Source organism: Streptomyces rectiviolaceus (genome assembly GCF_039533825.1).
Taxonomy (GTDB): domain Bacteria; phylum Actinomycetota; class Actinomycetes; order Streptomycetales; family Streptomycetaceae; genus Streptomyces; species Streptomyces rectiviolaceus.
Genome location: NZ_BAAAUG010000030.1, coordinates 21,311 through 46,999, shown reverse-complemented (window position 1 = coordinate 46,999; position 25,689 = coordinate 21,311). Strand labels below are relative to the sequence as shown.

The window sequence follows — 25,689 nt, the reverse complement described above, 5'->3', positions numbered from 1 at the left end:
CCCCGGCCCGGCCCGCCCCCGTCCCCGCCTCGGCTGATCACTGCGACGACAGGCTCCGCCGCGAGGGCGGCCCTTCGAGCGGGTCTTCGGAGGTCCCGGCCGGCATCTCTCCGGTCGGCGCCTCGAGCAGATACGGGTCGGCGGTGCCGGTCCGCTTCATGCTGTGCCACTTCAGGCGGGTGCCGAGCAGCGCCGTGGCCACGGAGTGGATGACCACCAGGTACATCAACTGCCGGTAGACGAACTGCTGGAGCGGCAGCACCCACAGCACGCGCAGCCGCTCGCGGTCGAGCCGCAGCGCGTACGCGGCGGTGACCAACTGGATGGCGAGGAAACCGAACCAGACGAGGGCGGCCTCCACGGGGTCGCGGAACAGCGCGCCGAACAGGGCGAACATGTCCACGACCGGCGCGCACAGCGGAAGCACGATCTGGAACAGCGTGACGTAGAGCATGACACGACGCCCGAAGCGTCCGGCGGGGCCGACCTCCACCGCGGCGTGGCGGTGCTTCCACATCGACTGGAGGGTGCCGTAGCACCAGCGGTAGCGCTGGCGCCACAACTGCCGCACGGTGCTGGGCACTTCGGTCCACGCGACCGCCGACTGCTCGTAGACGACGCGCCAGCCGGCCCGCCAGAGCGCCATCGTGAGGTCGGTGTCCTCGGCCAGGGTCTCGTCGCTGACGCCGCCGACGCCCATCAGCGCGTCCCTGCGGAAGGCCCCGATCGCGCCCGGCACCGTCGGCATGCACTCCAGGACCTCGAACATCCGCCGGTCGAGGTTGAAGCCGAGTACGTACTCCAGGTGCTGCCATTTGCCCATCAGGCTGCGCCGGTTGCCGACCTTGGTGTTGCCGCTGACCGCGCCGACCGCCGGGTGGGCGAGCGGCTGGACGAGACGGGCAAGCGCCTCGGGTTCGAAGATGGTGTCCGCGTCGACCATGACGACGATGTCGTGCCGGGCGTGCGCAAGACCGGTGTTGAGGGCGCTCGGCTTGCCGCCGTTGGGCTGCCGGATCACCGTCACCCGCGGGTCGGCGTCGGCGATGGACTCGGCGATGTCGGCGGTGGCGTCGGTCGAGCCGTCGTCGATCACGATGATCTGGAAGTGCGGGTAGGTGGAGGCAAGGAGCGAGTACACGGTGGAGGCGATGCCCGCCTCCTCGTTGTACGCGGGCACCAGGACCGTCACCGGGTCCCGCACCTCGCGCAGCCGTGGCGCGCCGGGCCGGAACCGGTGCAGCCTGCGCACGTGAAGCCGGGCGAACAACATGAACAGGAGCATCCGCAGGACGCCGAGCACGCCCGTGAGGGTCAGCGTCCACACCATCACGGTGAGGAAGGCGTGCCCGAGGCGCTGCGACCAGATCAAGCCCTCGCCCTTGATCTCCTGGGCGACCGGGACCTCGTCGAGGAAGGAGGGACGGCCGAGGCCGCCGCTGACGGTGGTGAACCATTTCACGTCGCGGTCCCGCAGCAGCTCCTCGGCCTCGCGGAAGCCGAGGTCGGTCTGGCTGTGCTGCGTCACGACGCCGCGCCACGGCTTGCGGTCCTTGTAGTCCGATGCGACCACCAAGTACCCCTGCGCCGCCGCGCGCTTCGCGGCCGTCCACTCGGGGCCGCAGAGCGTGTCCGCGGCCGTGGTGTGCGGCAGCCGCAGCAGGGTGGTGTTGATGCCGGCCGCGCCCGCGAAAGCGGTCTGGGTGAGCGAAAGTTCAAGGCGCGCGCGCAGCGGGGACGCGACGCCGAGGTCGCCTCCGCTGTAGGTGTACGAGCCGATCTCGTGGCCCTCGCGCACGATCCGCCGCATCAGCTCGGGGTGCTCGGCCGCGTCCTTCCCGTAGACGAAGAAGGTCGCCCGCGCGTGGTGCCTGCGCAGCAGGTCGAGCAGGCGCGGCGTCCACACCGGGTCGGGCCCGCCGTCGAAGGTGAGCGCGACGGTCCTCGGCGGCATGGACGCGGTGGCGACCCCCTCCGGGCCGAACCGCAGCAGGGGCTTCCCGTCGTCCGCCTCGCGCGGGATCGGCCGGGTGCACGGCGGCTTGGCGCGCGCGGCGTCGACCTGGTGGGTCGTCCAGCCCTCGAAGAGGAGGGCGACGGTGACCACCAGGAGGATCAGCAGGAGCACGAGCCAGTGTCCGCGCGGTGGTCGGCGGACAGCGGTACGCCCCGTCACTGCTTGAGGCCTCCGGCCGGCGGTGCGGTTCTGCGGGCCGGGGGGCGGCGGTGGTCGTCGCGGTCCGCGTGGGACCTGACCGCTTGCCGCCCGGCCTGGTCCCGGCCGGAAGGCACGGGCGCGTTCGTGCTCGGCACGTTCGTACGCGGCGCGTTCGTGCTCGGCGGGTGCGTGCCGACGGGCTGAAAGAGTCCGCTGATCAGCGTGCCGACGAACAGCAGATACCCGAGGCAGGCGCAGCTCACGACCAGCGCCACGCCTTGCAGCGTCCGCCTGCGCCAGCCCGACTGGTCGATGAATATGGGAAGTTGGGGCTCGGCGTCCTGTGGACGCCGCGCCACCGGGGGCACGCGAGGCGCCGCCGCCCGGTGCGGCGTGCGCCGCGTCATGTCGGTGTCGGGCCCTGGGTGCGGCGCCCTGCGGGCAGGGGGTATGGACGATCGCCCATCGTGCGGTGTGCTGGCTATGTGGGGGGTGCCCTGCACTGGTGCTCCTGATCTGCGGCCGCGCACGCGCGACTCTTTGTGTGTGAGGGTACGGACCCGGGGGCCCGCTGTACTGCCCGTGAGACGTCGGAGCCGCATCCCGGTGCCCGGCGCGTACGGAGGTTCCCGTACGCGCGCACACGATGCGCCGCCCTTCCCGGGTGGGGCCGGGAAAGCCACGCACGCACGTGCCCCCACAAGGGGCCGGAGGCCAGGGTGCGGCCGTCAGCCATCACGCAGCCACCGACCCTACTCGGGCGGACGATGACGGGCATCCCCGAAAGTGCTGTGGGGCCCCTCGCGTGACGCGAAAGGCACCACGCAGGCAGGACGTGGCCCAGATCGAGTGGCCCCACGGAGCGCTTGCGCATGAGGCCGGGCCTAAGCTGTAAGTACAGAGGGCGCAAGCCCTCCAACACGGCTTGGTTCGTGGCCGCTTGAAGCGGATGACGCGATCGAGGTGGGGCACATGGCTGGCTCCGACCGCAGCAACCGATACGCGAAGCCGTGCGCCCGATGCGGCGACGCCGTGGCCGCCGAGGCCGGTGTGCTGCTCCAGAGCAGATCGAAGAACTGGGTGGTCTACCACCCGGACCACGCCCCACCATCTGAACTCGGTGGAGTCACGTCGCACATCACGGCACTGCGGACGAACCAACGGGACGGCCAGTGCGAAAACTGTGGCGTCGTGGTCCCGGCGGGGCTCGGGGTCCTGCTCTTCACCGAGTACGGAGGCTGGGATGTGTGCCACCCGGAACATGTCCGTCCCCCCGGCCCGCCGTCCCGTGGCGGTCACCCCGGCTGGCACCGCCGGCCCCTCATGGCCGTGGACATCGCTACCACCGGCAACCGTTACGGAGTCGACCGGATCCTGGGCGCAGCCGTGCGCACCACCGGCGGAACGAGTCGGGACTGGCTGATAGACCCCGGCCCAGGAGCACTGTCCGTAGCCCCCACCAAACATCACGGCATCACGTTGGACGAGGCTCGAGCCAAGGGGATGTCTGCGTCACAGGCCCTGGATGAGCTGGCCACCGTGCTTGCCTCACATCTGGCAAGGACAGAGCCGTTGGTGGCCTGGCACGCCCCTTTCGTGCTGACCACATTGGAGACAGAGCTGCTGCGGCACGAGCTCACGCCCCTTGCTGATCGTGTACCCGACGGCTTGGAGCCGATCTGCGACCCTCTCGTCCTTGACCGGCAAGCCGCCCCGTTCCGCTTCGGTGGACACTCCCTGGAAGCCGTCACCGAGTGGTACGGCGTGACGCACGACCGTCCTGGTCACCCAGGCCACGACGCCAAGGCCTCGCTCATCGTGGCGTACATCATCGGGGCCTGTTATCCCGCCATCGGACGACTGTCCCGGCCGACCCTGCACCAGAAGCAGGCGCATTGGCACGAGCGGCAGATGCAGGAAGCCGAGATCCTGCACCCCAGCGGCAGTTGGGGCCGCCAGTGGCCGACCGCGGACGTCCACGTGCAGCCATGGCAGGACCAACCCGCCTGAGTCAGCAGGCCGGACCGTCAGCCACCAGAGCGGCAGGGCGCACAGCGAACACCGTCCGTTCACCTCGTGGCCCGCCGCCCGACCTCATATCTGCCGGGCAGCCTTCACGGCAAGATCACATAGTGCTCTCTGTCATGGAAGCCCATGCCAGAAAGGATCCCTTTCATGGTCAAGTCCCTTAGACATAGGCCCGCTTGGGGCCGTGGCGCCCTCGTCACCGCCCTCGTGGCGGTCGCCGCGACCGTGCCCCTGGACTCCGGCGCCCTCGCGGCCACGGCACTGCCCGCCGTCGAGCCGCGCGCCGAGACCCCCGCCCTGCACGATGACGACGCGGGCGGCAACGCCGACGCGGACGACCCGGCGATCTGGCGCAACCCCGCCGACCCCGACCGCAGCCTGGTCGTCGCCACCGCCAAGCAGGGCGGGCTGCGCGTGTACGACCTTCACGCGCGCGAGGTGCAGTCCGTCTCGGCGCCCGCCGCGCCGGGCCCGGACGACGCGCCCGGCCGCTTCAACAACGTCGACCTGGTGCACGGCCTGCGCCTGCCGTCGGGCCGCGCGGACCTGGCAGTGACCAGCGACCGGGGCAGCGACCGACTGCGCGTCTACCGCATCGACCGCGAGCGTTCCGGCGGCCCGCTCACCGACGTCACCGACCCGTCCGCTGCGCCCGTCTTCTCGTCCTCGCAGGAGGAGATCAACGAGCAGCGCACCGCGTACGGCCTCGCCACGTGGACGGACCCGTCGACGGGGCGGTCGTACGCCGTGGTCAGCCAGCGGGAGCGGACCCGTATCGCGCTCCTCGAACTGACCCCCAAGAGCGACGGCACGGTCGGCTACCGCAAGGTCCGCACCCTTGACCTGCCCGCCGACTTCCGGCTGCCGAACGGCACTTCGTGGTCACCGTGCGGCGAGCCCGGCGAACTGCCGCAGGTGGAGGGCATGGTCGTGGACCCGGCCAACGGCACGCTCTACGCGGGCCAGGAGGACGTCGGCATCTGGCGGCTGCGCGCCGACCTGACCGGCAAGCCCCAACTGGTGGACAAGGTGCGGGAGTACGGCGTTCCCGCGACGTACGACCCTTCGACCGAGGAGTGCGCCGCGGGCGCCGACCCCGGCTACGGCGGCAAGCGTCTCAAGGCCGACGTCGAGGGTCTGACGCTGCTTGACGAAGGCGACGGCGATGGCGACGGCGAAGGCGACGGCTATCTGCTGGCCTCCAGTCAGGGCGACAACACCTTCGCCGCCTACGACCGCGAGCTGTCCGACCGCAATGAGTACGAGGGCGGCTTCCGCGTCACCGCCGCCTCCCCCGCGCTCGACGGCTCCGAGGAGTGCGACGGCGCCGCGGTCCTCAACGAGCCGCTCGGCGCCACGTACCCGAACGGTCTGCTCGTCGTGCAGGACGGTCACGACGCGCCCGGTGACGCCGAACGGCCCTCCACCGGCTTCAAGTTCGTGGATCTGGGCGACGTGCTCGACGCCGTCGACGACTGACGCGGCAGGCTCCCGCCGCGCGGCCGGCGGGCACTGGGTGGCGGCCTCTCGGGCCGCCACCCTTTTTTCTTCCCCATTCAAGTGAAACAGCGATCCATGGGCACGTTCGGCCATGGACAGAATTTCATCCGGCCAGAATGAGACGCTCCCCCACCGGGAACGTGGCTACCTCGTCGGGCACATGACAATGGCAAGAAGCTTTCGCCCATGACGAGATCTCGTCGATGAATCTCCCTTGACGGCCGTACGCCACCTGGAATCGGCACGGTCGGCCACTGTCCGAAAGTCGCGGACGCCGTCCGGCGACCGGGATACGTATGGATACGGGTGTGGCCTGGGGGTATTGACGGCCCATCAGACGGCCCGCATTGTTTTTTGGACAGACCATTGAAAGAGTCACCTATTTGAAACATATGGCCCTACGGTTGCTTCACGTGGGGGGAAACACGAGGGGCACGAGGGGGGAGACGCCGATCGTGTGGGTGTGGCGCGAGAACCGGGGGGTCCGCGCCGCCCTGTAACACCAAAGGCTGTTCTTTCCAGGGGGTTCTGTGCGGCTGCCACCGACCGGGCGCCGCCGGAACAGATGGTGCCGTCCGGCTTGACCAGCCGGGCCGAGCCATCGGAATCGAATCGGTATTCGAAGTCCTTCTGCCCATCGGCATGCTCAAAACCGGACTCTGCGCAGGTCGTGTCCGCCCCACACCTACATGTCGGGCAACACAGGGACTTTCCGAAGGAGACCCCCGTGACGGAATCTCGGCCGAACAATCCCGCTTCCGACCAGAGCGGATTACTGCTTGAGGCATTCGACGCTCAACTGTTCCGGGAAACTTCCGAAACCGCCCTTGCGAAGCTGGAGAAGCATCTTTCCGATCAATCCATCAGGGGGCTCGAACTGACCGATCCCGCGAAGTTGTCAGAGGCGGCGAAAGCCCTGATGACGACGGAACGCGAGCGGGTGGCCGCCTTCGACGAGGAGAAGCTGGCAGGGATCATCGACCTGTACATCAGGACGGGCATCCAGGTGCACTCGCCCGGATACATGGGCCGCCAGTTCTCGGGCGTCGTACCGCTGGCCGGCGTCATCGACTTCGTCAGCTCGGTGGTCAACCAGCCGGCCTCGTTCTACGAGGCGGCCCAGCTGCCGAACGCGGTGGAACGGATCATGGCCGACGAACTCAACCGGTTCATCGGCTGGGATCCGGCGCGGTTCACGATGGTGACCACCTCGGGCGGGTCCCTGGCCAACCTCACCGCGCTCCTCGCGGCCCGCAACCAGAAGCTGCCCGGCTACTGGTCGGAGGGCGGTTCCTCCTTGCGGGGCCAGCCGCGGCCCGCCATCGCGGTGGGCGCGGACGTGCACTACAGCGTCGCCCGGGCCGCCGGTGTGATGGGCATCGGCGAGGCGCAGCTCGTGCGGCTTCCGCTGAACAGCCGGGGGCAGATCTGTGTGGCGGACGCACGGCCCGCCCTGGAGGCGGCCGAGCGGCAGAACCTGAAGGTGTTCTGTCTCGTCGCGTCGGCCGGCAGCACATCGGTGGGCGCCTTCGATCCCATCGACGAACTCGCCGTGCTTGCCCGGGAAAAGGATCTCTGGCTGCATGTCGACGGCGCCCACGGAGCGAGCCTCCTGGTGTCGGACACACTCCGCGCGAAGCTGCGCGGCATCGACAAAGCGGATTCCCTGACCTGGGACGCGCACAAAATGATGTTCGTGCCCGCGCCGTGCACGATGCTCTTCTACCGGGACAAGGAAGCGAGCCTCACCGCGTTCCGGCAGAAGGCCAGTTATGTGTTCGACGAGGAGCCGGACATATACACCGCTTACGACAGCGGGGGCAAGAACTTCGAGTGCACGAAACGGCCCATGATCATGACCTTGTGGTCGCTCTGGGCCATGTACGGTCCTGCCTTGTTCGCGGAGAAGATCGAGTATCTCTGCCAATTGACGGAGGAGGCCCACGCCATCGTGCGGGCCGAACCCGACTTCGAGACACTGCACCGTCCGGAAGCGAACATTCTGTGCTTCCGATACCACCCGGCCGGGGTCAGGAAAGAGGAGGTCCACCGCCTCCAGATCGCCATACGCAACAGCGTGAAGCTCCGGGGAAACTTCTTCATCTCCAAAGTGAACGTCGATGGAGTGGCCGCGCTGCGCGTGGTCATGATGAACCATCAGATCACCGGCGAACACTTCCGGATGCTGATATCCGAAATCAGAAGGACAGGTCAGGACCTGCTCAGCAGCGAAGCGGCAACAGAGACAGCTTAGAGGGGACGGATGTTGAGTACATCGCAAGTTCCACAGGCCGCACACGTTCCGCCGATCGCACCGGCGCCCGGAGGCGCTCGTGAACTGGCCCATTGGCTCATTCCCGATTGGGAGTTGCTGCCGGAGTCGGTTGAATCCGTAAGCGCACTCCCTCCGTTCGCCGACAAGTTACGTGAATGCGAGCGGGTCTGTCAGGCTCCGTACAGCGAGGTGTCTTACGAGGTTCAGGAAGCCGTCGTACTGCGCCGCCTGCAGCAAATGGTGAACACGACGATGCTCAATCCGCTGTGGCGCGACCGGCTGCGCAACGCGGGGACCGTGCGCGCCCCGGAGACGTACGAGGCGTGGCAGCAGATTCCGCTGTCGGACAAGGACATCCAGCGTGACTTCTTCATGGAGTCACGGCCCGGCATGGTGGTGCCCCTCGCCCGCGGCGAGTTCGAGATCGTGGCCAGCGGCGGCACCAGCGGCGGGCGCCCGCTCGAAGTCGTCTACTCCCTGCGGGAGTTGAAGGACACGTACGCGATCGCCGGCCGCTTCATGGGCGCCTATCAGCTCGCCAGGTACCTCGCGGGCACCGACCCCAAGTGGCTGTTCACCACGCTGGCCGACTACCAGATGTGGAGCAGCGGCACGATGGTGGGCGGGGTGCTGCAGAACGTGCCCGGCGTCAACTACGTCGGCGCGGGCCCGGTCACGGCCCCCGTCCTTGAGCACATGTTCTCCTACAAGGGCCCCAAGGCCCTGATGGGCATCTCCGCGGGCATCGGGATCCTGAGCGAGCTCGGCGTGGGCATGCGCAAGGAGTCCAGGGAGAGCTTCCGCGTCGCCCTGTACGGCAGCGGGGTGCTCTCGCAGCGCAAGCGGGTGGAGCTCCTGGCGCTGTACCCGAACCTGTCGATCCTCAGCTACTTCGCCGCCACCCAGGCGGAGACCATCGGCCTGCAGCTCGACCCCGCGTCGCCCTACCTGTCGGCGGTGCCCGGCCTGCACTTCATCGAGATCGTGGACGAGAACGGGCGCTGGGTCGCCGAGGGCGAGGAGGGCGAGCTCGTCGTCACCCGCCTGCACGCCCACGAGGCACCGCTGCTCCGGCTCAAGCTGGGCGACCGGATGATCCGGCGGCCCCGGACCGAGGGCCCTGGCCTGAAGACACAGCAGTTCGAGTTCGCGGGCCGCACCGGCGACGTACTCCACATCAACGACAGCCAGTACTCCGCCGCCCGCGCCTACGCCGCTCTGCGCGACGAGCTGAAGGCCGCGGAGGCGGTGGACCTGGACGCGGTGGCGCACGAGGTCCAGTTCGTGAACCACCGCGAGGGCAAGACGATCACGCTGTTCGCCTCGGTCGACGACGTGCTCGGCATGACGTACCGCACGGACACGACCCTCGGTCCGTACGGCGTCCAGCAGATGTTCGTGAACGCCCTGCCGCGTTCCCTCTCGCTGTTCAACCACGGGGAGGCGAACCCCGTGTCGATCGAGAAGACCGGATACAGCTTCCAGCTCAAGTTCGTGCCCCGGCTCTCGGCCGAGATCGAGCGGACGGCCGTCGGCAAGGTCCCGCTGGTGCGGGACCGGGGTTAGCGCCTACAGGAGGAGTGAGGATGAAACCGCAAGTGAACATCATCGCGGTCGTCGACGTCATCGGAGCGCTCTCGGGCAGCACGCTGCTCAACGGCAACCTCTGCATGATGGACGACGGCGGGCACAGCAGCGCCCATCAGGGGACGCCGGACCTGTGCACCGTGGTCAGGCCCGGCCAGGTCGTCTCCTGGACCGCCCTGGCCGTGGACCTGCAGACACCGGTCGAGATCAAGAACATCTCGTTCGTGCCCGCGAACGGGAGCCACGCCTCGGGTCAGACCGAGGGCCGGACCGCAGAGCACGCCGCGGCCCAGACACCGGGCCAGGCACCGGCGAACGGCGAACACGACGAGGGCGACAAGCTCGACCTCGATGTCTGGACCGGCGTGGTCCCCAACTGGCTGACGCCCGGAGTGGCCTACCAGTACCGCCTGGAACTCCAGATGTACGAGGGCGAGAACAGCGTCATGCACATCGACACACCCGCGTTGATGTGCCAGTAGCACCAGTGCCAGCCGGAGCGCGACGGCAAGGGCCGGGAATCCAGTAACGGCGACAAAGGCGGAATCATGCCCCAACAATTGGCGATCATCGTGCTCGTGGACGTCGGCAATGCGCTGGAGTCCGAGTCACTCGAGGGCAACACCTACCTGTTCGACAACATGAAGCTGCAGGGCTCCACCGACCAGGGAACCGGCGAGCTCGTGACCGCGATCAACGGCTCGTACTGGAGGGACGGATCGCAGGCCAGTGAGCAGGTGCTCAACTGGCTGCCGTACAGCCTGGGTTCCATCCCGCCGACCGTCCCCCGCGGTTATGAGTCCGACCGCGCGCGGCAGAGCGACGAGCAGGCCCTGGCCGAGCTGCAGGACCTCGCGACCAAGTCGTCGGTCGCGGGCACCGACCAGGCCGAGCAGCTGAGCAAGGTCCGCAAGACCGTCGGTGCCCGCGTCAAGACCACGCGGCGCACCCGCGGCCGCATGTCAGGGCAGAAGATCCTGGACGTCACCGGCAAGGTCCTCACCGAGGAAAACACGGCGGCGTACACCTACCCCGCCCCGGTGATCACCGACATCTACGGCGAGGCCGTCGACTCGAAGATCATGTATCCGGCGGAGTACGGCTCCCCCGACCTGGTCACCGACGGCTGGTACTGGTCCGCGACGGTCGACACCTCACGGCCCGGAACGTACTCGTACATGATGCGGATCCAGCTGCACAAGCTGGTGGGCCTCAACGGCGAACTGCGGTGGGAGGCGGTCAACTTGACCTGTCCCTCGACCCTGAAGATCACCTCGGAGCCCCGCAGGAACGCCTTCACCAAGGCGGGCATGGGCATGCTGCCCATCCCTCCGGGGGCCGAGACGCGCCCCGGCACGCCCTGACCCCGCAAGGACTTCAGCCAGAAGGAGGAGCAGATGACCACCACCACGCCCAAGCGGCGGGAGAGCGGCGGCGCGAAGCGGCCCGTCTCCATCACCGCCGTAGTGGACTGTGTGGGTGCCCTGGCAGCGGGCAACATGCAGGGCCACCTGTACATGTACGACACCAACAAGGCCGCGGGATCCACGGGCTTCGGTACCGAGGAGCTGCAGACGCGCGTACTGAAGGGCGACCAACTCCTCTGGAACGCGCTCGCGTTGGAGTGTGAGGCGTATGTCGCGATCGACGACATCGTGATCGACAGCTCCATCTGCGTTCCGGAGCGGAAGGTCTATCCGGGCACCGACGTCGCCTACTGGATCGGCACGGTGAAGAAGGACGCGGCCAACATCACGTACCAGATCAAGTTCAAGCTGGGCACGAGGGACGAACCGATCGCCACCACTCTGTCGTCGTCCCTCGTCGGCTAGGACCTGGCATGGCGGCGTACGCGAAGGAGGAGCGTTGACCAGCAGCGTGCAGGAGAAGTCGACCAGCAGCGTGCAGAAGCAGAACCCCGGACAGCTGAACTCGGTCCAGCTGAACATCGTGACGCTCATCAACATGGAGCGGGCCACGGAGACGGGCTCCCTGAGCGACTCCATCTACATGATGGACAACAGCATCGGCGGCAAGGGGCAGGGCACGTCGTCCCTGGAGACGGTCTGCAAGCAGGGCCAGGTCCTGAACTGGATCGTGCGCCCGCTCGACATGGAGAAGCGCCCGGACGGCACCTGGCCCCCCATGCCGAAGATCAACAACATCACCTTCCTCGACACCGAACTGGGTGACGAGGAGGACGTGGCCGAGCGGAAGATCTTCACCGAGCTGAAGATCTACGGGATGCCGGACCGCATGCGGGACAAGTTCACGCCGGTCTACTACTACTGGGCCGGCACGGTCCTGAGCAACGCCAAGCCGGGCGTGCACCGGTACCGGCTCGTGATGGAGCTGGAGCAGGAGCACAAGAAGGAGAAGCTGTACCTGAACACGGCCATCCACCCGTCGATCAGGATCCTCGGGGTCTGACGGGCCGAGGCGGCTACGTGTGCGGGGTCTGACGCACCGCGTGACCGCCAGGCCGGTTCTCGGTCTGGCGGTCATGCGGCGTCGGGCGTAGAGAGGAAGGTTCACCCCAGGGAGCCCAGGGAGGCCGTAGTGGACAGGACCATCGGCAAGGGCACGTTCCGGGACGCGTTCAAGAACCAGGTCATCGCGCTCTCCGCGCTGCCGCCGGGCACGGGGCGGCGGCTCGCCGAGCGGGCCAACGCGACGACGGGTCCGGCCGATGCCGCGCTGCGGACGAAGGCCGAGTTCAGCTCGTTGTACGACCTCCTGCTCGTCGAGCAGGGGGACCCGTCGGGCGAATCGGCCGACGGCAGCCTCATACTTCTCGACGCCGACGGACAGCTCACCGCGATCGGGCGGATCGTCGACGAGTTCCTCAACTCGGCCGAGAACAAAGCGGAGTTCTTCGCTCAGGACATGTATCAGGTCAAGGTCACCGGCTGGCCGCCCGGCGTCCTGACGGCCGACGAGGTGATCGAGGCGCCGCAGGGCGCCCGGCTGACCCTCGCGAGGAGCGGCACCCCGGACGACACACTGCTCGCGACAGCGTCGTTCTCGATGGTCAACAGCGGCAATATGACGGCTCACGCGCCCAAGCGCTCCTGGAAGATCGACTTCGAGGTCGGTGAGAGCGAGGACCGGCTCTACGGCATGGAGCGGGTCAACCTCAAGGCGATGTACAACGACCCGTCGCAGATGCGCGAGGCCGTCGCCTGGCGGCTCCTGGAGCGCGCGGGCGTCCCGGCGGCGCAGCACACGTACGCGACGTTCTCGATCAACGACCGCTACATGGGGCTCTTCTCGGTCATCGAGCAGGTCGACAAGAAGTTCCTGAAGGACCACTTCGGCAAGAACGCCGAGGGCAACCTCTACAAGGCGTACTGCGGCGACGTCGGCTGCGCGACCCTGGAGCACCGCACCGGCACGGGCGGCTCCGACGGCGGCCGGCAGTACTTCACCGAGGGCAGCCTGGAGGACGATCGCACCTACCGCCTGAAGACGAACGAGGACGATCCTTCCGCCAGCACCTACGACGACCTCGCCACTCTCGTCCGGACCATCAACGGCGTTCAACTGGGCGGCGGTGATGGCCGGTTCGGGACCGACGCCTTCCGCGACGCGGTCGAGCAGGTCCTGAACGTGCCGGCCTTCCTGCGCTGGGCGGGCGCCAACGTCCTGCTCGGCAGCTGGGACAACTACTTCGCGACGCCGTCGAACTACTACCTCTACAACTCGGGCCGGCTCGGCGACCCGGCGGGCTTCATGGCACGCCCGTACTTCACGTTCATCCCCTGGGACTACGACAACAGCTCGGGCATCGACTTCTTCTCGACGCCGTGGCAGCACACGGATCTGCTCGACTGGCCCGCGATGAGCCGCGAGTACTGCCGGATCACGAAGGCACCGCACGAGGTGTCACACCTGCCGCTGTTCACCAACCTGCTGCGGCACCACGACTTCTGCCAGTACTACCTCGACCACCTCGAATACCTCCTGGACACGGAGTTCGGCCCCGAGCGGGTCGCCGCGCTGCTCGGCGCGGAGGGCTCAGGGCGGACCGACGGCCTGTGGCAGCTCATCTCGTCCGCCGCGTACGGCGAGTCCACGAGCCCGCACGGACAGCCCTTCACCGGGCGGCAGTTCACCAACGACGAGGTGTACCGCGCCGGATACCGGCAGTGGGAGCTGAGCCGGGGCTCGCAGTTCACGTACGGGATCTTCCACTACACCCGGATGCGCTACGACCACGCACGTCAGCAGCTTGCCGAGCTGCGCAAGACCTATCCCAACGGCGCAAGCGGGGCGGCGTTCCCCGGCGCGATGGAGGTACTGCCCTCATGACAGCGACGAAGAAGTCGGCCAAGGCCAAGGCCAAGGCACCGAGCGAGCTGCGCCTGGTCAAGGAAGCCAAGATCCAGGACCTGATCGGCGTCAGCGCGGGAAGCCGCCTGGAGGCGAGCGGCGTCCTCTACCGCGACGGCGCCTTCCTGATCGTCTGCGACAACCTGCCCTCCCTCATCAGGGTCAGCAGCGAGCTGTCGCCCAAGGCGCCGGAGAACGGTGTCGTCAACGCGGGCAAGGGGAAGAAGTCCGGCGGTTCCGATGCGGCGAACGAGGGGTACGAGGACCTCGCCCACGACGAGCTGCGCGACCACTACTTCACGCTGAGCGAGGCCGAGCCGGTCAAGCCCAAGGGCTTTCGCGCCCGCGTCCACGAGTACGACGGGAAGCTGCGCCCGATCGGCTCGGCTCTCCTCGACTTCGATCTGGCGGACGCCAACAAGGGCATGGAAGGCCTGGAGTGGGTCGAGCGCTCGGGCACGGGCCACCTCCTCGCCCTGTGCGAGGGAAACCGGTGCGAGGGCGGCAAGAAGGGCAGGAAGCCGGGCGGCGGCCGTATCCAGGTCTTCCGGCGCGGCGGCAAGCGCTGGATCAACACGGCGACGATCGAGCTGCCCAAGTCGCTGCCCTTCGAGGACTACGCGAGCGTGTCCGTGCGCGACGGCCGGATCGCCGTCCTGTCGCAGGCCTCGTCCGCGCTGTGGGTCGGCCGTATCTCCACCAAGAAGTGGCAGGTCGACGAGGGCACGGTCTACCGCCTCCCCACCGACAGCAAGGGCCGTACGGTCTACGGCAACCCCGAGGGCGTGTCCTGGGTCTCGGCCGACCACGTGGTGATCGTGTCCGACCGGGCGAAGAAGGGCGCGGAGAACGAGCGGTACCGCGCGAAGGACCAGTCGGTCCACCTGTTCCTGATCCCGGGCGACAGCTGAGCTACTCGGCCGCCCACAGGCCGCGCACGTGACCGAGGTGGCGGGTCATCACCGCGCGTACGGCCTCCTCGTCGCGGGCGAGCAGCGCGTCGAGGATCTCCAGGTGCTCCTCGGCCGAGGCCTCCAGACGGCCCGCGTCGACCAGTGCCTGCAGTCCGTACAGGCGGGAGCGCTTGCGCAGGTCGCCGACGACCTCGACCAGGTGGTCGTTGCCGCTGAGCGCGAGCAGACCGAGGTGGAAGCGGATGTCGGCCTCCACGTACGCGATGAGGTCGCCGTCCGCCGCCGCCGTGACGATCTCACGCGCGACCGGCCGCAGTGCTTCGAGGGCGGCGGGGTCGGCCGACGTGGCGAGCTCCGCCGTGGTGGGGATCTCGATCAGCGCGCGGATGTGCTTGTACTCGTCGAGCTGCTTCTCGGAGACCGCGGTGACCCGGAAGCCCTTGTTCGGCACCGTGTCGACGAGCCCCTCCTTGGCGAGGTCGAGCATGGCCTCGCGCACCGGTGTCGCGGAGACGCCGAAGCGCACGGCGAGGGTGGGCGCCGAGTAGACCTCGCCCGCGCGCAGTTCGCCCGCGATGAGCGCGGCGCGCAGCGCGTCCGCGACCCGCTCGCGGTAGCTGCTGCGCGTCCCGCCCAGGCTCGGCAGGGCGGCGGGGGCTGCGGACGGAGCGCGGTTGCGCTGGGCGGCCATGGGGGTGGGTCCTCCTTGGTGCAATGTCACGTGCCATGAGTATCCCAGCTCGCCGGGGCCGACAGACCCTAGAGGACGAACCCCGCGGGGAAGGGGTCGTCCGGGTCGAGGAGGTACTGCGCGGTGCCGGTCACCCAGGCGCGCCCGGTGAAGCTGGGCAGCACTGCGGGGATGCCCGCGACCTCGGTGGTCCCGAGCAGCCGCCCGCTGAACCGCGTACCGATGAAGGACTCGTTGACGAACTCCGTGTCCAGCGGCAGCTCTCCGCGCGCGTGCAGCTGGGCCATGCGCGCGCTCGTGCCGGTGCCGCACGGCGAGCGGTCGAACCAGCCGGGGTGGATGGCCATCGCGTGCCGTGAGTACGTGGCGGTGGCGCCGGGCGCGTAGAGGTGGACGTGGTGGCAGCCGCGGATGGACGGGTCCTCGGGATGCGCCGGCTCGTCATCGGCGTTGATCGCCTCCATCAGCGAGAGGCCGGCCGCGAGGATCTCGTCCTTGCGCCCGCGCTCGAAGGGGAGCCCGAACTGCTCCAGAGGCAGGATCGCGTAGAAGTTGCCGCCGTAGGCCAGGTCGTACGTCACCGAACGGCCGTCCGGCAGGGTGATCTTGCGGTCGAGGGCGACCGCGAAGGACGGCACATTCTTCAGCGTGACGGCCTTCGCCGCACCGCCCTCGACGGCGACTTCGGCGACGACGAGGCCTGCCGGGGTGTCCAGGCGGATTGTGGTGACGGGCTCGACGACCTCGACCATGCCGGTCTCGACGAGGACGGTGGCGACGCCGATGGTGCCGTGCCCGCACATGGGCAGATAGCCCGAGACCTCGATGTAGATCACGCCGTAGTCGCAGTCGGGCCGGGTCGGCGGCTGGAGGATCGCGCCGCTCATCGCCGCGTGCCCGCGCGGTTCGTTCATCAGGAGCTGCTTGATGTCGTCGCGGTGCTCGCGGAAGTGCAGCCTGCGCTCGTTCATCGTCGCGCCGGGGACGGTGCCGATGCCGCCGGTGATCACCCGCGTCGGCATGCCTTCGGTGTGCGAGTCGACCGCGTGCAGGACGAGTTTGCTGCGCATGTGCGGGTCCTTTCCGTACTCGGGCGGGTGCGGGAAGTGCTGCTAGTGGAGCCCGGCGGCTACGGCTCGTTCGGTGGCGGTGCGCACCGCCTGCTCCTGCTCGGGGAGCAGCGGCACACGGGGTGGGCGGCAGGGGCCGCCGTGACGTCCCGCGATGTCCATGGACAGCTTGATGGCCTGGACGAACTCGGGCTTGGAGTCCCAGCGCAGCAGCGGGTGCAACTGCCGGTAGAGCTTGCCCGCGGTGGCCAGGTCGCCTGCCACGGCGGCGCGGTAGAGCTCGACGGACGCGGCGGGCAGCATGTTCGGATACCCGGCGATCCAGCCCTTGGCGCCCGCGACGGCGAGTTCGAGCAGTACGTCGTCGGCGCCGACCAACAGGTCGAGTTCCGGGGCGAGTTCGGCGATGCGGTAGGCGCGGCGGACGTCTCCGGAGAACTCCTTGACGGCGTGCACGTACCCCTCGGCGTGCAGCTTCGCGAGGAGCTCGGGGACGAGGTCGACCTTGGTGTCGATGGGGTTGTTGTACGCCACGATCGGGATGCCGGCCTTGGCCACCTCCTCGTAGTGCGCGAGGACGGAACGCTCGTCGGCGCGGTAGGCGTTCGGCGGCAGCAGCATCACGGACGCGCAGCCCGCGTCCTTGGCCTGCTCGGCCCAGCGGCGCGCCTCGGCGGAGCCGTAGGCGGCGACGCCGGGCATCACCCGCCGCCCGCCGACCGCGGCGACGGCGGTCTCCACGACCTTGGTGCGCTCCTCGGGGGTGAGCACCTGGTACTCGCCGAGCGAGCCGTTGGGCACGACGCCGTCGCAGCCGTTCTCGACGAGCCAGGCGCAGTGCTCGGCGAAGCGGCCGTAGTTGACGGAGAGATCGTCGTCGAGCGGGAGCGCGGTGGCGACGAGGACGCCGTGCCAGGGGCGGGGACGGTCGGCGGGCGGGGTCATGGGCGGGGTCCCTTCGTTGCGGTGCGGGGAGGGGCGGTGCGTGCGGGGAGGTGCGGTGCGGGGAGGTAGCTAGGAGGAGGGGGCCTGTTCGTCGTCGTCATCGGCGGTCCGTGCGAGCGCCCCGAGCGGCACCGGGCGGGCGAACGGCCGCCGCGCGGACCGCTCCTCGCAGCCCGCGAGCCCGGCGACGGCCGCCGAGCACATCCGGCCCTGACACCAGCCCATGCCGGCCCGGGTGAGGAGTTTCACGGTCCGTGCGTCCGTGCCCCCGAGTTCCTCGACGGCCTCGCGGACCGCCGCGGCCGGGACCTCCTCGCAGCGGCAGACGAGGGTGTCGTCGTGGAGCTGCTCGGCCCAGTGCGCGGGCGGCACGTACACGGCACCGAGCGCTGCGGCGAACTCCCGCATCTTCTTACGGGACTTGGCGGCGGCCCATGCGCGGGGGTCGGGTGCGCTCCCCCGGAGCCGGGCGGCGGCCGAGCGTCCGGCGATGTGTCCCTCGGCGAGCGAGAGGGCGGCGCCGCCGATGCCGGTGGTCTCGCCCGCTGCCCAGACGCCGGGGACGTCGGTGCGCTGCTCGGCGTCGACGGCGACGTTCAGGCCGTCGACGCGGCAGCCGAGCCCCTCGGCGAGATCGGTGTGCGGCAGCATGCCGTGACCGACGGCGAGGGTGTCACAGGGGATGCGCCGCTCGGTGCCGGGCCTGACACGCCCCGCCGCGTCGAGCGCGGCGATGGTCACCGCCTCGAGCGCGTCCTTGCCGTGCGCTTCGACGACGGTGTGCCGCGAGGCCAACGGGACACGGTGGCGCAGCATTTGGGCGGCGTACCGGGCGCCTTCGGCGAGCTTGTCCGGATGGGCGGCGAGGGTGGCCGCGTGCCGCGCGAAGGCCTTCGGGTCGGCGGACTCGACCAGGGCGGCCACCTCGGCACCGGCCGCCGCGAGCCCGGCGGCGACGGGCATGAGCAGGGGCCCGGTTCCGGCCACGACGGCGGTACGCCCCGGAAGGACGAGGCCTCCCTTGAGCATGGCCTGCGCGCCACCGGCGGTGATCACGCCGGGCAGGGTCCAGCCGGGGAACGGCAGAACCTTCTCGTACCCCCCGGTCGCGAGAAGCACGGCATCGGCATGCACCGCCACGGACTCCTCCTGCTCGGGCCCGAGGAGCGCGTGCACGACGAAGCCACGGGCGCCAAGCGCGGCGGGCGGAGCCGGGGCGGGGGCCGCCGCCACGGGCGGCTGCCCGCCGCCCACATGCGCGGCGGTCGAGGACGAGCCCAGGGTCGACGCTGCCGCCCCGGCAACAGGCGGCTGCCCGTCGGACACGCGCCCATCAGCGCCGCCCTGTGCAGCGGAGGCAGATGGGCCCGATGGCGTTTCTACCCGTTCGCTCGGCCCCGACCCCGGCGACTGCCTGGTCGACGCGTCCCCGCCGCGGCGCTCCACGAACCAGACGTGATGCTCCGTCAAGTGCGTGACGCGGCCCACCGCGATCTGTTCCGCGAGCCCGTCCCGTAGCCGCTGCCAGGTCCGCCACTGGTGATGCAGGGCCTGCGGCCGACGCGCACCGAGCGCTCCGGCGGGCTGCCGGTAGAACTGCCCGCCCGCCTGCGCGGCCGAGTCGACCACCGTCACCCGCACCCCGCACTGAGCCGCGGCAAGCGCCGCCGCGAGGCCCGCGGGGCCCGCGCCGATCACGGCAAGCGTGCCCGTGCGAGCCGCACCCGCGGACACGTCAGAAGCCGTAGTCACCGGCCACCTCCCGTCGACAACTCACCACACACCACGCCGCCCCGCCCACCACCGGCCCGCAGCCGGCCCCGCCGGCCCCCGAACTGCGCCCGGACCCCACCACCCACGCCCACCCGACAACCCACCGACGATCCCCCGCCGACCACGCCGGTCGGCGTTCCGTCATGCCTGGCCCCGGAACAAGTCCGGACCCCACCACCTGCGCCCACCCGCCAACCCACCGACGAACCCCTGCTGACCACAGCGAGCGCGCCGGTCGCCGTTCCCTCACGCCCGATCCCGGACCGCGACCGGATCCCCTCACCTGGGCCCACCCGACAGCCCACCGACGAATCCCCACCGACCCTGCCGATCGCCGTTCCGTCACGACCGCTCCCTGACCACACCCGGGCCCCACCACCTATGTCCACCCGAGAACCCACCGACGAAGCCCCGCCGACCACGCCGGTCGGCGTTCCCTCACGCCCGCCCCCGGAGCACGTGCGGGCCACGTGGCCGACCCGCTTCGGAACCGGACGAGGCCGGCCGTCGCGCCCAGCCGGGTGCGACGCGGTCGGCAGCCCGACAGGGACCGCCCCGGCTACCGCGCGGGTACGAGAGCCGCTCATCGTCCCTCCCCCGGCTTCCCGCCATGGCCGCTGCCGTCCTGCGTCCGGATCTCGTCGCCGGGTGCGGCCGGGGTCAGGCAAGCCCGTTGGTTCGAGCGCCCGTTGACCTCCACCAGGCAGTCGAAGCAGACGCCGATCCCGCAGAAGACGCCCCTCGGTTCGCCGCCGCGCCGCGTGGTGCGCCAGGCCGTGATGCCCGCCGACCAGAGCGCGGCGGCCACCGTCTGGCCCGGCAGGGCCGGGATCTCGCGGCCGTCGAACGTGACCGTGTGCGGCGGGCCCGGACGGGCGCGGACCAGGTTCAGGGGGGTGCGGGTGCGCTTACTCATGACGGCTCCTCTGGCGGGCAGTCGGCGAAACGGTCGGGGCGGAACGGCGTTAGGGCCAGCTCCGGGCTCTCCCCGCTCAGCACCTGGGCGATCAAGTGGCCGGTTCCCGCGGCGAGTCCGATCCCGGCGCCCTCGTGCCCACAGGCGTGGACGAGCCCCGGCACCCGGGCGTCAGGACCGATGGCGGGGAGATGGTCCGGCATGTAAGGGCGGAAGCCCACGTACGCACGCATCGCGCGGACGCCCTCCAGGAACGGGAAGAGCCGGGTCGCCCCCGCCGCGATGGCCCGCATTACCGGCAGCGAGAAGGAGCGGTCGAAGCCGACCCGCTCGCGGCTGGCGCCGATCAGGATCGGGCCCGCCGCCGTGCCCTCGACCACCGGCGACGTCTGGAGCGCCGCGGATCCGCTGGCCACGTCGGCCACGTAGTCGGCGGCGTACACCTTGTGCCGGACCATGCGCGGCAGCGGCTCGGTCACCAGGACGAAGCCGCGCCGCGGCAGCACGGGCAGGCGGGCTCCGGCGAGGTCGGCGAGTTCGCCGCCCCAGGTGCCCGCGGCGTTCACGACGTACGGGGCGTGGATCTCGCCCTGGTCGGTGCGGACTCCGCGTACATCGCCGCCCGCGGTCCGCAGCACGGCGGTGACGGCCCACCCCGTGCGCAGGCTGACACCCAACCCCCTTGCCAGGCGCACCAGTTGGGCCGCGGCCAGGGTCGGCATAACTTGGGAGTCCTGCGGATAGAAGACACCGCCCGCCACGCCGGGAGCGAGGTGCGGTTCGAGCTCGTACAGATCATCGGCCGCAACGGCCCTCGCGTCGACCCCGACTTCGCGCTGTCCGGCAGCCAACTCCCCGAGCGCCGCAAGACCTTCGCCCGACGACGCCACGACGACGCCGCCCTTGGCCTCGAACTCGATGCTCGCGCCCACGCCCGGCTCGGCGGCGAGCTCCGTCCACAATCGGCCCGAGAGGAGGGCGAGTTCGAGCTCAGGGCCTGGCTCCTTGTCGGACACGAGGAGGTTCCCCTCGCCGGATCCGGTCGTGCCGCCGGCCACCGGACCGCGGTCCACCAGGACGACGGACAGCCCGGCCCTGGCCGCGTACAGGGCACAGGCGGCGCCCACCATCCCGGCGCCGACTACCACAACATCGCAGGTCAGCCGCTTTGTCACGCCAGTACTATGTCACATGTTCCCTTACGGGCCAAGGGTCTCTACGCTGGCGGAACCGCAACAGAGCACTCCACCACGAGCCCCGGAACGGGGAAGAAAAGGTGAAGCCCATGACCGAGCCCGGCAAGCTCAACAAGGCCAGCAGGCCCAACAAGTCCAGCAAGGCCAACAAGTCCAACGTGCGCAAGAACGGCCTTTACCCCGAGATCTCCGATGAGCTCTCCGCCCTGATGAGGACGGGCTGGGCCGACACCGAGCAGCGCGACCTGCGCCCGGCCGAGCAGTCCCCGCACGCCGCGCACCGCCGCGCCGCCCTGTCCGCGCTGTTCCCGGGCGAGCGCCTGGTGATCCCCTCGGGGAAGCTCAAGATCCGCTCGAACGACAGCCATTACCCCTTCCGCCCGTACTCCGCCTACGTCCACATGACCGGCGACCAGGCAAGGGACTGCGCCCTGGTCCTCGAACCGCGCGCCGGGGGCGACGGCCACGACGCGCACCTCTACCAACTCCCCCGCGACAGCCGGGACAGTGACGAGTTCTGGACCGGCATGACCGCCGAACTGTGGATGGGCCGCAGGCGCAGCCTCGCCGAGTCCGAGCTGCTCCTCGGCCTGCCCTGCCGCGACGTCCGCGACGCCCCGGCCGAGCTTGCCGCCTCACCCGACGTACCGACCCGCATCGTGCGCGGCCATGACCCGGCGCTCGAAGCGGCCGTGGCGACCGACGAGGAGCGTGACGCCGAGCTGGAGGAGGCGCTCTCGGGCCTGCGCCTGGTCAAGGACGACTGGGAGATCGGCGAGCTGCGCAAGGCGGTCGACTCCACGGTCCACGGATTCACCGATGTCGTACGGGAGTTGGCCACCGCCGTCGCCACGTCGGAACGCTGGATCGAGGGCACCTTCTTCCGCCGCGCCCGACTTGAGGGCAACCACATCGGCTACGGCTCGATCTGCGCGGCGGGCGAGCACGCCACGATCATGCACTGGCAGGACAACGACGGCCCCGTGCGCCCCGGCGAACTCCTGCTCCTGGACGCGGGCGTGGAGACGCACACCCTCTACACCGCCGACGTCACGCGCACCCTCCCCATCGACGGCACCTTCACCCCGCTCCAGCGCAAGATCTACGACGCGGTGTTCGAGGCGCAGGAGGCGGGCATAGCCGCCGTGAAGCCGGGCGCCGCGTACCGCGACTTCCACGACGCCGCGCAGCGGTACCTCGCGCACAAGCTCGTCGAATGGGGCCTCCTCGGAGGCGACCCGGAGCAGGTCTTCGAGCTCGCCCTGCAGCGCCGCTTCACCATGGCGGGCACGGGCCACATGCTCGGCCTCGACGTCCACGACTGCGCCCAGGCCCGCACCGAGGAGTACGTCGGCGGCGTACTCGAAGCGGGCATGGTGCTCACCGTCGAACCCGGCCTGTACTTCCAGCCGGACGACCTCACCGTGCCCGAGGAGTACCGGGGCATCGGCGTTCGCATCGAGGACGACATCCTCGTCACGGCCGACGGCAACGAGAACCTGTCGGCGGGTCTGCCGCGCGGCGCCGCGGCGGTCGAGGCCTGGATGAGCGGCCTGGCAGGCGACCGCTAAGAGCGGGCCGCCCTCGGCTCAAGCCCTCGCCGTACACCCTCGGCACACCCTCAGCGCGCTCTCGGCACACCCGGGGCGCGCTTTCGGCGACCCCACTATGCACCCCGCGTATACACACTATGTATAGTCCTCGCATGCCCGCTTCGAAAAGCAAGATGAAGAGATCCACCAAGGGGTTCCGTCGAGCCGCCTCCATGACGGCCATGACCTCCGTGGTCATGACCGTCGCCCTGACGGGATGCACCAAGGTGGACACCACGGCGCCAAGCTCCGTCCGCAAGGACGCGGCGTCCGTGAGCGTCAAGAGCCAGGCGAAGCTCGGGACGGTCGACTGCCGCAAGGCGAAGTGCGTGGCCCTGACGTTCGACGCGGGACCGAGCGAGAACTCGCCGCGGCTGCTCGACATCCTCAAGGAGGAGAAGGTGCCCGCCACCTTCTTCCTGCTCGGCAAGAACCACATAGCCAAGCACCCCGGCCTCGTGAAGCGCATGGAGGCCGAGGGCCACGAGGTGGCGAGCCACACCTGGTCGCACAAGATCCTCACCGACATCACGCCGGACGAGGCACGCGAGGAACTGCGCAGGCCCAACGAGGCGATAGAGAAGCTGATCGGCCACAAGCCGACGCTGATGCGGCCGCCGCAGGGCCGCACCAACCCCGACGTCAACAAGATCTCGCGCGAAGAGGGCCTCTCCGAGGTCCTGTGGAGCGTGACCGCCAAGGACTACACGACCAACGACTCCGCCCTGATCCAAAAGCGCGTCATCGATCAGACCAAGCGGGACGGCATCATCCTGCTGCACGACATCTACAAGGGGACGGTGCCCGCGGTGCCGGGCATCATCGACGAGCTGAAGAAGCGCGGATACGTCTTCGTGACGGTGCCCCAGCTCCTCGCGCCCGGCAAGGCCGAACCGGGGAAGGTCTACCGGCCGTAGCAGGCGGGTTTCACCTCCGGGCCCTGGCAGGATCGCCGTGTGGCTCTCTTCCGTATCGACCGGCAATCGTCCCTGCCCGCCGGCGAGGCCTGGCGCAGGCTCACCGCGTGGGAACGGCACGCCGACGTGGTCCCGCTGACGCGGGTGACCGTCCGGACGCCGCCGCCCAGTGGGGAGGGGACGGTGTTCGTCGCCCGCACCGGACTCGGCCCGGCCGGGTTCGACGACGTGATGGAGGTCGTGACGTGGCGCCCGGCCGCCGAGGGCGGGGGCCTGTGCCGCCTCGAGAAGCGGGGGTCGTTCGTGACGGGGTGGGCGGAGATCGAGGTGTCCTCCCGGGCGGGGGCCGGTTCGACGGTCGCCTGGCGGGAGGACCTGCGCGTGCGGTGGCTGCCGCGGGTCTTCGACGGGATGCTCGTGGCCGCCGCACGGTGGATGTTCGGGCGGGCGGTGGACGGGCTGCTCTCTTCTCCCCCGCCGCGCCCCTTCCCCTGACTGACCCGGGCTCCGGACGGGACGAGCACTCGGCCCGCCCGGTGTCGGCGCCCTACTTCAGCCGCACCGGAAGCGAAGCGAACCCATCCCCGATGAAGGACTCCACCGGAAGCGCCGCCCCCGCCCCGGGGTCAAGACGCAACCCCGGAAACCGCTCGAACAGCGCGGGCAGCGCGACCCCCGCCTCCAGGCGGGCCAGCGGCGCCCCCATGCAGTAGTGCACCCCGTGGCCGAAGGCGAGGTGCTCCTTGTCGACGCGGCCGATGTCGAACTGCCCGGCGGTGTCGCCGTGCCGCAGCGGGTCGCGTCCCGCGGCCCCGTAGGCCGCGAGGATCGCGTCGCCCCGCGCGATCACCGTTCCGTCCGGCAGCTCGATGTCACAGACCGCGTACCGCAGCGGCAGATTCGCGATCGACGGCGCGTACCGCAGCGTCTCCTCGATGACCTCGCTCCACGGCACCTCCCCGCCGCGCACTCGCGCCAACTGCTCGGGGTGGCTCAGCAGTGCCTGCACCGCGTTGCCGATGAGGTTGACCGTCGTCTCGTGCCCCGCCCCGATGACCAGGAGCAGCGTGTCGATCAGCTCGGTCTCGGTGAGCGCCGACCCCTCCTCGTCCCGGGTCGCGATCAGGACACTCGTCATGTCGTCGCCGGGCTCGGCCCGTTTGAGGGCCACGAGACCGGCGAGCAGCTGGTGCACTTCCTGCCAGGTGGCCGCGGCCTGCTCCGGCGTCGCGGTCGTGTCCATGATCGACTCGACGAGGCGCGCGGTGTCGGCCTGCCGGTCCTCCGGCAGCCCGAACAGCTCGCAGATGACCTGCATCGGCAGCGGATGGGCGTAGGAGGCCCGCAGGTCCACCACCCCGTCATCGGCTTTCGCCATCGCGTCGAGCAGCCCGGCCGTCAGTTCCTCGACGCGCGGGCGCAGCGCGTCCGTACGCCGTTTGGTGAACGCGGGCGACACCAGCTTCCGCAGCCGCCGGTGGTTCGAGCCGTAGGCGGTGAACATATTCGTCACGCCCACCCAGGAGTTGACCCAGGTCTCGCGGAACTCGCCCGCCATCCAGGCGGGCCAGTGCTGGTTCGGGTCCTTCGACACCCGCTCGTCCGCGAGGAGTTGCTTCAGTACGTCGTACTGGGTGGGGGCCCAGGCCCTTATGCCGTCGGGGAGTTCGACCAGGGCGGCGCAGCCGTGCTGCCGCAGCCGGTCCGCCTCCCCGTGGAGATCGCGGCCTGCGGGGTCGATGGTGATGGCCTGCTGCGGCGCGGATGACTGCGACATGGGGCTCCTGCCATGGGG

General features: G+C 69.9%; 22 protein-coding genes. 13 read left to right on the top strand and 9 right to left on the bottom strand.

Annotated elements, in window-relative coordinates; genetic code table 11:
• Positions 1 to 37: 37 nt before the first annotated feature.
• Both ABD378_RS10330 and ABD378_RS10325 read right to left on the bottom strand, forming a co-directional pair.
• Complete coding sequence (locus ABD378_RS10330; RefSeq protein WP_344520281.1) at positions 38 to 2,176, bottom strand: bifunctional polysaccharide deacetylase/glycosyltransferase family 2 protein; 2,139 nt, start codon at positions 2,174 to 2,176, stop codon at positions 38 to 40.
• The gene (locus ABD378_RS10325; protein WP_344520280.1) at positions 2,173 to 2,517 is read right to left on the bottom strand and encodes a hypothetical protein; all 345 of its coding nucleotides are present in this window, start codon (positions 2,515 to 2,517) and stop codon (positions 2,173 to 2,175) included. The genes ABD378_RS10330 and ABD378_RS10325 overlap by 4 nt, the downstream gene beginning before the upstream one ends.
• Positions 2,518 to 3,130: 613 nt before the next feature.
• On the opposite strand from ABD378_RS10325, the gene ABD378_RS10320 reads away from it, so the two are divergent.
• The 10 genes from ABD378_RS10320 (at position 3,131) to ABD378_RS10275 (ending at position 14,791) form a co-directional block, all read left to right on the top strand.
• Positions 3,131 to 4,168, top strand: coding sequence for a 3'-5' exonuclease family protein (locus ABD378_RS10320; RefSeq protein ID WP_344520279.1), 1,038 nt, complete (start codon positions 3,131 to 3,133; stop codon positions 4,166 to 4,168).
• A 165-nt stretch (positions 4,169 to 4,333) separates the two neighbouring features.
• A complete protein-coding gene (locus ABD378_RS10315) occupies positions 4,334 to 5,665 on the top strand; it encodes a phytase (protein WP_344520277.1) in 1,332 nt (443 codons plus the stop codon).
• A gap of 601 nt (positions 5,666 to 6,266) precedes the next feature.
• The gene (locus ABD378_RS10310; RefSeq protein ID WP_344520276.1) at positions 6,267 to 7,940 is read left to right on the top strand and encodes a pyridoxal phosphate-dependent decarboxylase family protein; all 1,674 of its coding nucleotides are present in this window, start codon (positions 6,267 to 6,269) and stop codon (positions 7,938 to 7,940) included.
• 210 nt (positions 7,941 to 8,150) lie between these two features.
• Positions 8,151 to 9,527: a phenylacetate--CoA ligase family protein gene (locus ABD378_RS10305; RefSeq protein ID WP_344520275.1), complete on the top strand. Its 1,377-nt coding sequence runs from the start codon at positions 8,151 to 8,153 to the stop codon at positions 9,525 to 9,527.
• Positions 9,528 to 9,547: 20 nt separating this feature from the next.
• Positions 9,548 to 10,030: a hypothetical protein gene (locus ABD378_RS10300; RefSeq protein ID WP_344520274.1), complete on the top strand. Its 483-nt coding sequence runs from the start codon at positions 9,548 to 9,550 to the stop codon at positions 10,028 to 10,030.
• Between the two features lie 66 nt (positions 10,031 to 10,096).
• The gene (locus ABD378_RS10295; protein WP_344520272.1) at positions 10,097 to 10,912 is read left to right on the top strand and encodes a hypothetical protein; all 816 of its coding nucleotides are present in this window, start codon (positions 10,097 to 10,099) and stop codon (positions 10,910 to 10,912) included.
• Positions 10,913 to 10,945: 33 nt separating this feature from the next.
• Positions 10,946 to 11,380 carry a hypothetical protein gene (locus ABD378_RS10290; RefSeq protein ID WP_344520271.1) on the top strand — a complete coding sequence of 145 codons (435 nt, stop codon included), beginning with the start codon at positions 10,946 to 10,948 and terminating at the stop codon, positions 11,378 to 11,380.
• Between the two features lie 34 nt (positions 11,381 to 11,414).
• The gene (locus tag ABD378_RS10285) at positions 11,415 to 11,978 is read left to right on the top strand and encodes a hypothetical protein (RefSeq protein WP_344520269.1); all 564 of its coding nucleotides are present in this window, start codon (positions 11,415 to 11,417) and stop codon (positions 11,976 to 11,978) included.
• A 129-nt stretch (positions 11,979 to 12,107) separates the two neighbouring features.
• On the top strand, positions 12,108 to 13,859 hold the full coding sequence (locus tag ABD378_RS10280; RefSeq protein WP_344520268.1) for a CotH kinase family protein: 1,752 nt from the start codon (positions 12,108 to 12,110) through the stop codon (positions 13,857 to 13,859).
• A complete protein-coding gene (locus ABD378_RS10275; RefSeq protein WP_344520266.1) occupies positions 13,856 to 14,791 on the top strand; it encodes a hypothetical protein in 936 nt (311 codons plus the stop codon). The genes ABD378_RS10280 and ABD378_RS10275 overlap by 4 nt, the downstream gene beginning before the upstream one ends.
• 1 nt (position 14,792) lies before the next feature.
• On the opposite strand, the gene ABD378_RS10270 is transcribed toward ABD378_RS10275, so the two are convergent.
• The 6 genes from ABD378_RS10270 to ABD378_RS10245 all read right to left on the bottom strand — a co-directional run bounded on the left by ABD378_RS10270 (position 14,793) and on the right by ABD378_RS10245 (position 21,364).
• Positions 14,793 to 15,485 (bottom strand): GntR family transcriptional regulator, encoded by a 693-nt coding sequence (locus ABD378_RS10270; RefSeq protein ID WP_344520265.1) that lies wholly within the window; start codon positions 15,483 to 15,485, stop codon positions 14,793 to 14,795.
• Between the two features lie 68 nt (positions 15,486 to 15,553).
• Complete coding sequence (locus ABD378_RS10265; RefSeq protein WP_344520264.1) at positions 15,554 to 16,555, bottom strand: proline racemase family protein; 1,002 nt, start codon at positions 16,553 to 16,555, stop codon at positions 15,554 to 15,556.
• 42 nt (positions 16,556 to 16,597) lie between these two features.
• Positions 16,598 to 17,500, bottom strand: a complete 903-nt coding sequence (locus ABD378_RS10260) for a dihydrodipicolinate synthase family protein (protein ID WP_344520262.1) — start codon at positions 17,498 to 17,500, stop codon at positions 16,598 to 16,600.
• Between the two features lie 69 nt (positions 17,501 to 17,569).
• Entirely contained in the window at positions 17,570 to 19,198 is a 1,629-nt protein-coding gene (locus ABD378_RS10255; RefSeq protein ID WP_425583829.1) for an FAD-dependent oxidoreductase, read from the bottom strand.
• A gap of 658 nt (positions 19,199 to 19,856) precedes the next feature.
• Positions 19,857 to 20,189: a (2Fe-2S)-binding protein gene (locus ABD378_RS10250; protein ID WP_344520260.1), complete on the bottom strand. Its 333-nt coding sequence runs from the start codon at positions 20,187 to 20,189 to the stop codon at positions 19,857 to 19,859.
• Positions 20,186 to 21,364, bottom strand: coding sequence for an NAD(P)/FAD-dependent oxidoreductase (locus ABD378_RS10245; protein WP_344520259.1), 1,179 nt, complete (start codon positions 21,362 to 21,364; stop codon positions 20,186 to 20,188). The genes ABD378_RS10250 and ABD378_RS10245 overlap by 4 nt, the downstream gene beginning before the upstream one ends.
• A 230-nt stretch (positions 21,365 to 21,594) precedes the next feature.
• Between ABD378_RS10245 and ABD378_RS10240 the strand changes: the two genes are divergently transcribed.
• The 3 genes from ABD378_RS10240 to ABD378_RS10230 all read left to right on the top strand — a co-directional run bounded on the left by ABD378_RS10240 (position 21,595) and on the right by ABD378_RS10230 (position 24,389).
• Positions 21,595 to 22,956 carry an aminopeptidase P family protein gene (locus ABD378_RS10240; RefSeq protein WP_344520309.1) on the top strand — a complete coding sequence of 454 codons (1,362 nt, stop codon included), beginning with the start codon at positions 21,595 to 21,597 and terminating at the stop codon, positions 22,954 to 22,956.
• A gap of 194 nt (positions 22,957 to 23,150) precedes the next feature.
• A complete protein-coding gene (locus ABD378_RS10235) occupies positions 23,151 to 23,894 on the top strand; it encodes a polysaccharide deacetylase family protein (RefSeq protein WP_386546635.1) in 744 nt (247 codons plus the stop codon).
• 39 nt (positions 23,895 to 23,933) lie between these two features.
• Positions 23,934 to 24,389, top strand: a complete 456-nt coding sequence (locus ABD378_RS10230) for an SRPBCC family protein (protein WP_344520258.1) — start codon at positions 23,934 to 23,936, stop codon at positions 24,387 to 24,389.
• A gap of 52 nt (positions 24,390 to 24,441) precedes the next feature.
• On the opposite strand, the gene ABD378_RS10225 is transcribed toward ABD378_RS10230, so the two are convergent.
• Positions 24,442 to 25,671, bottom strand: a complete 1,230-nt coding sequence (locus ABD378_RS10225) for a cytochrome P450 family protein (protein WP_344520256.1) — start codon at positions 25,669 to 25,671, stop codon at positions 24,442 to 24,444.
• Positions 25,672 to 25,689: the final 18 nt, after the last annotated feature.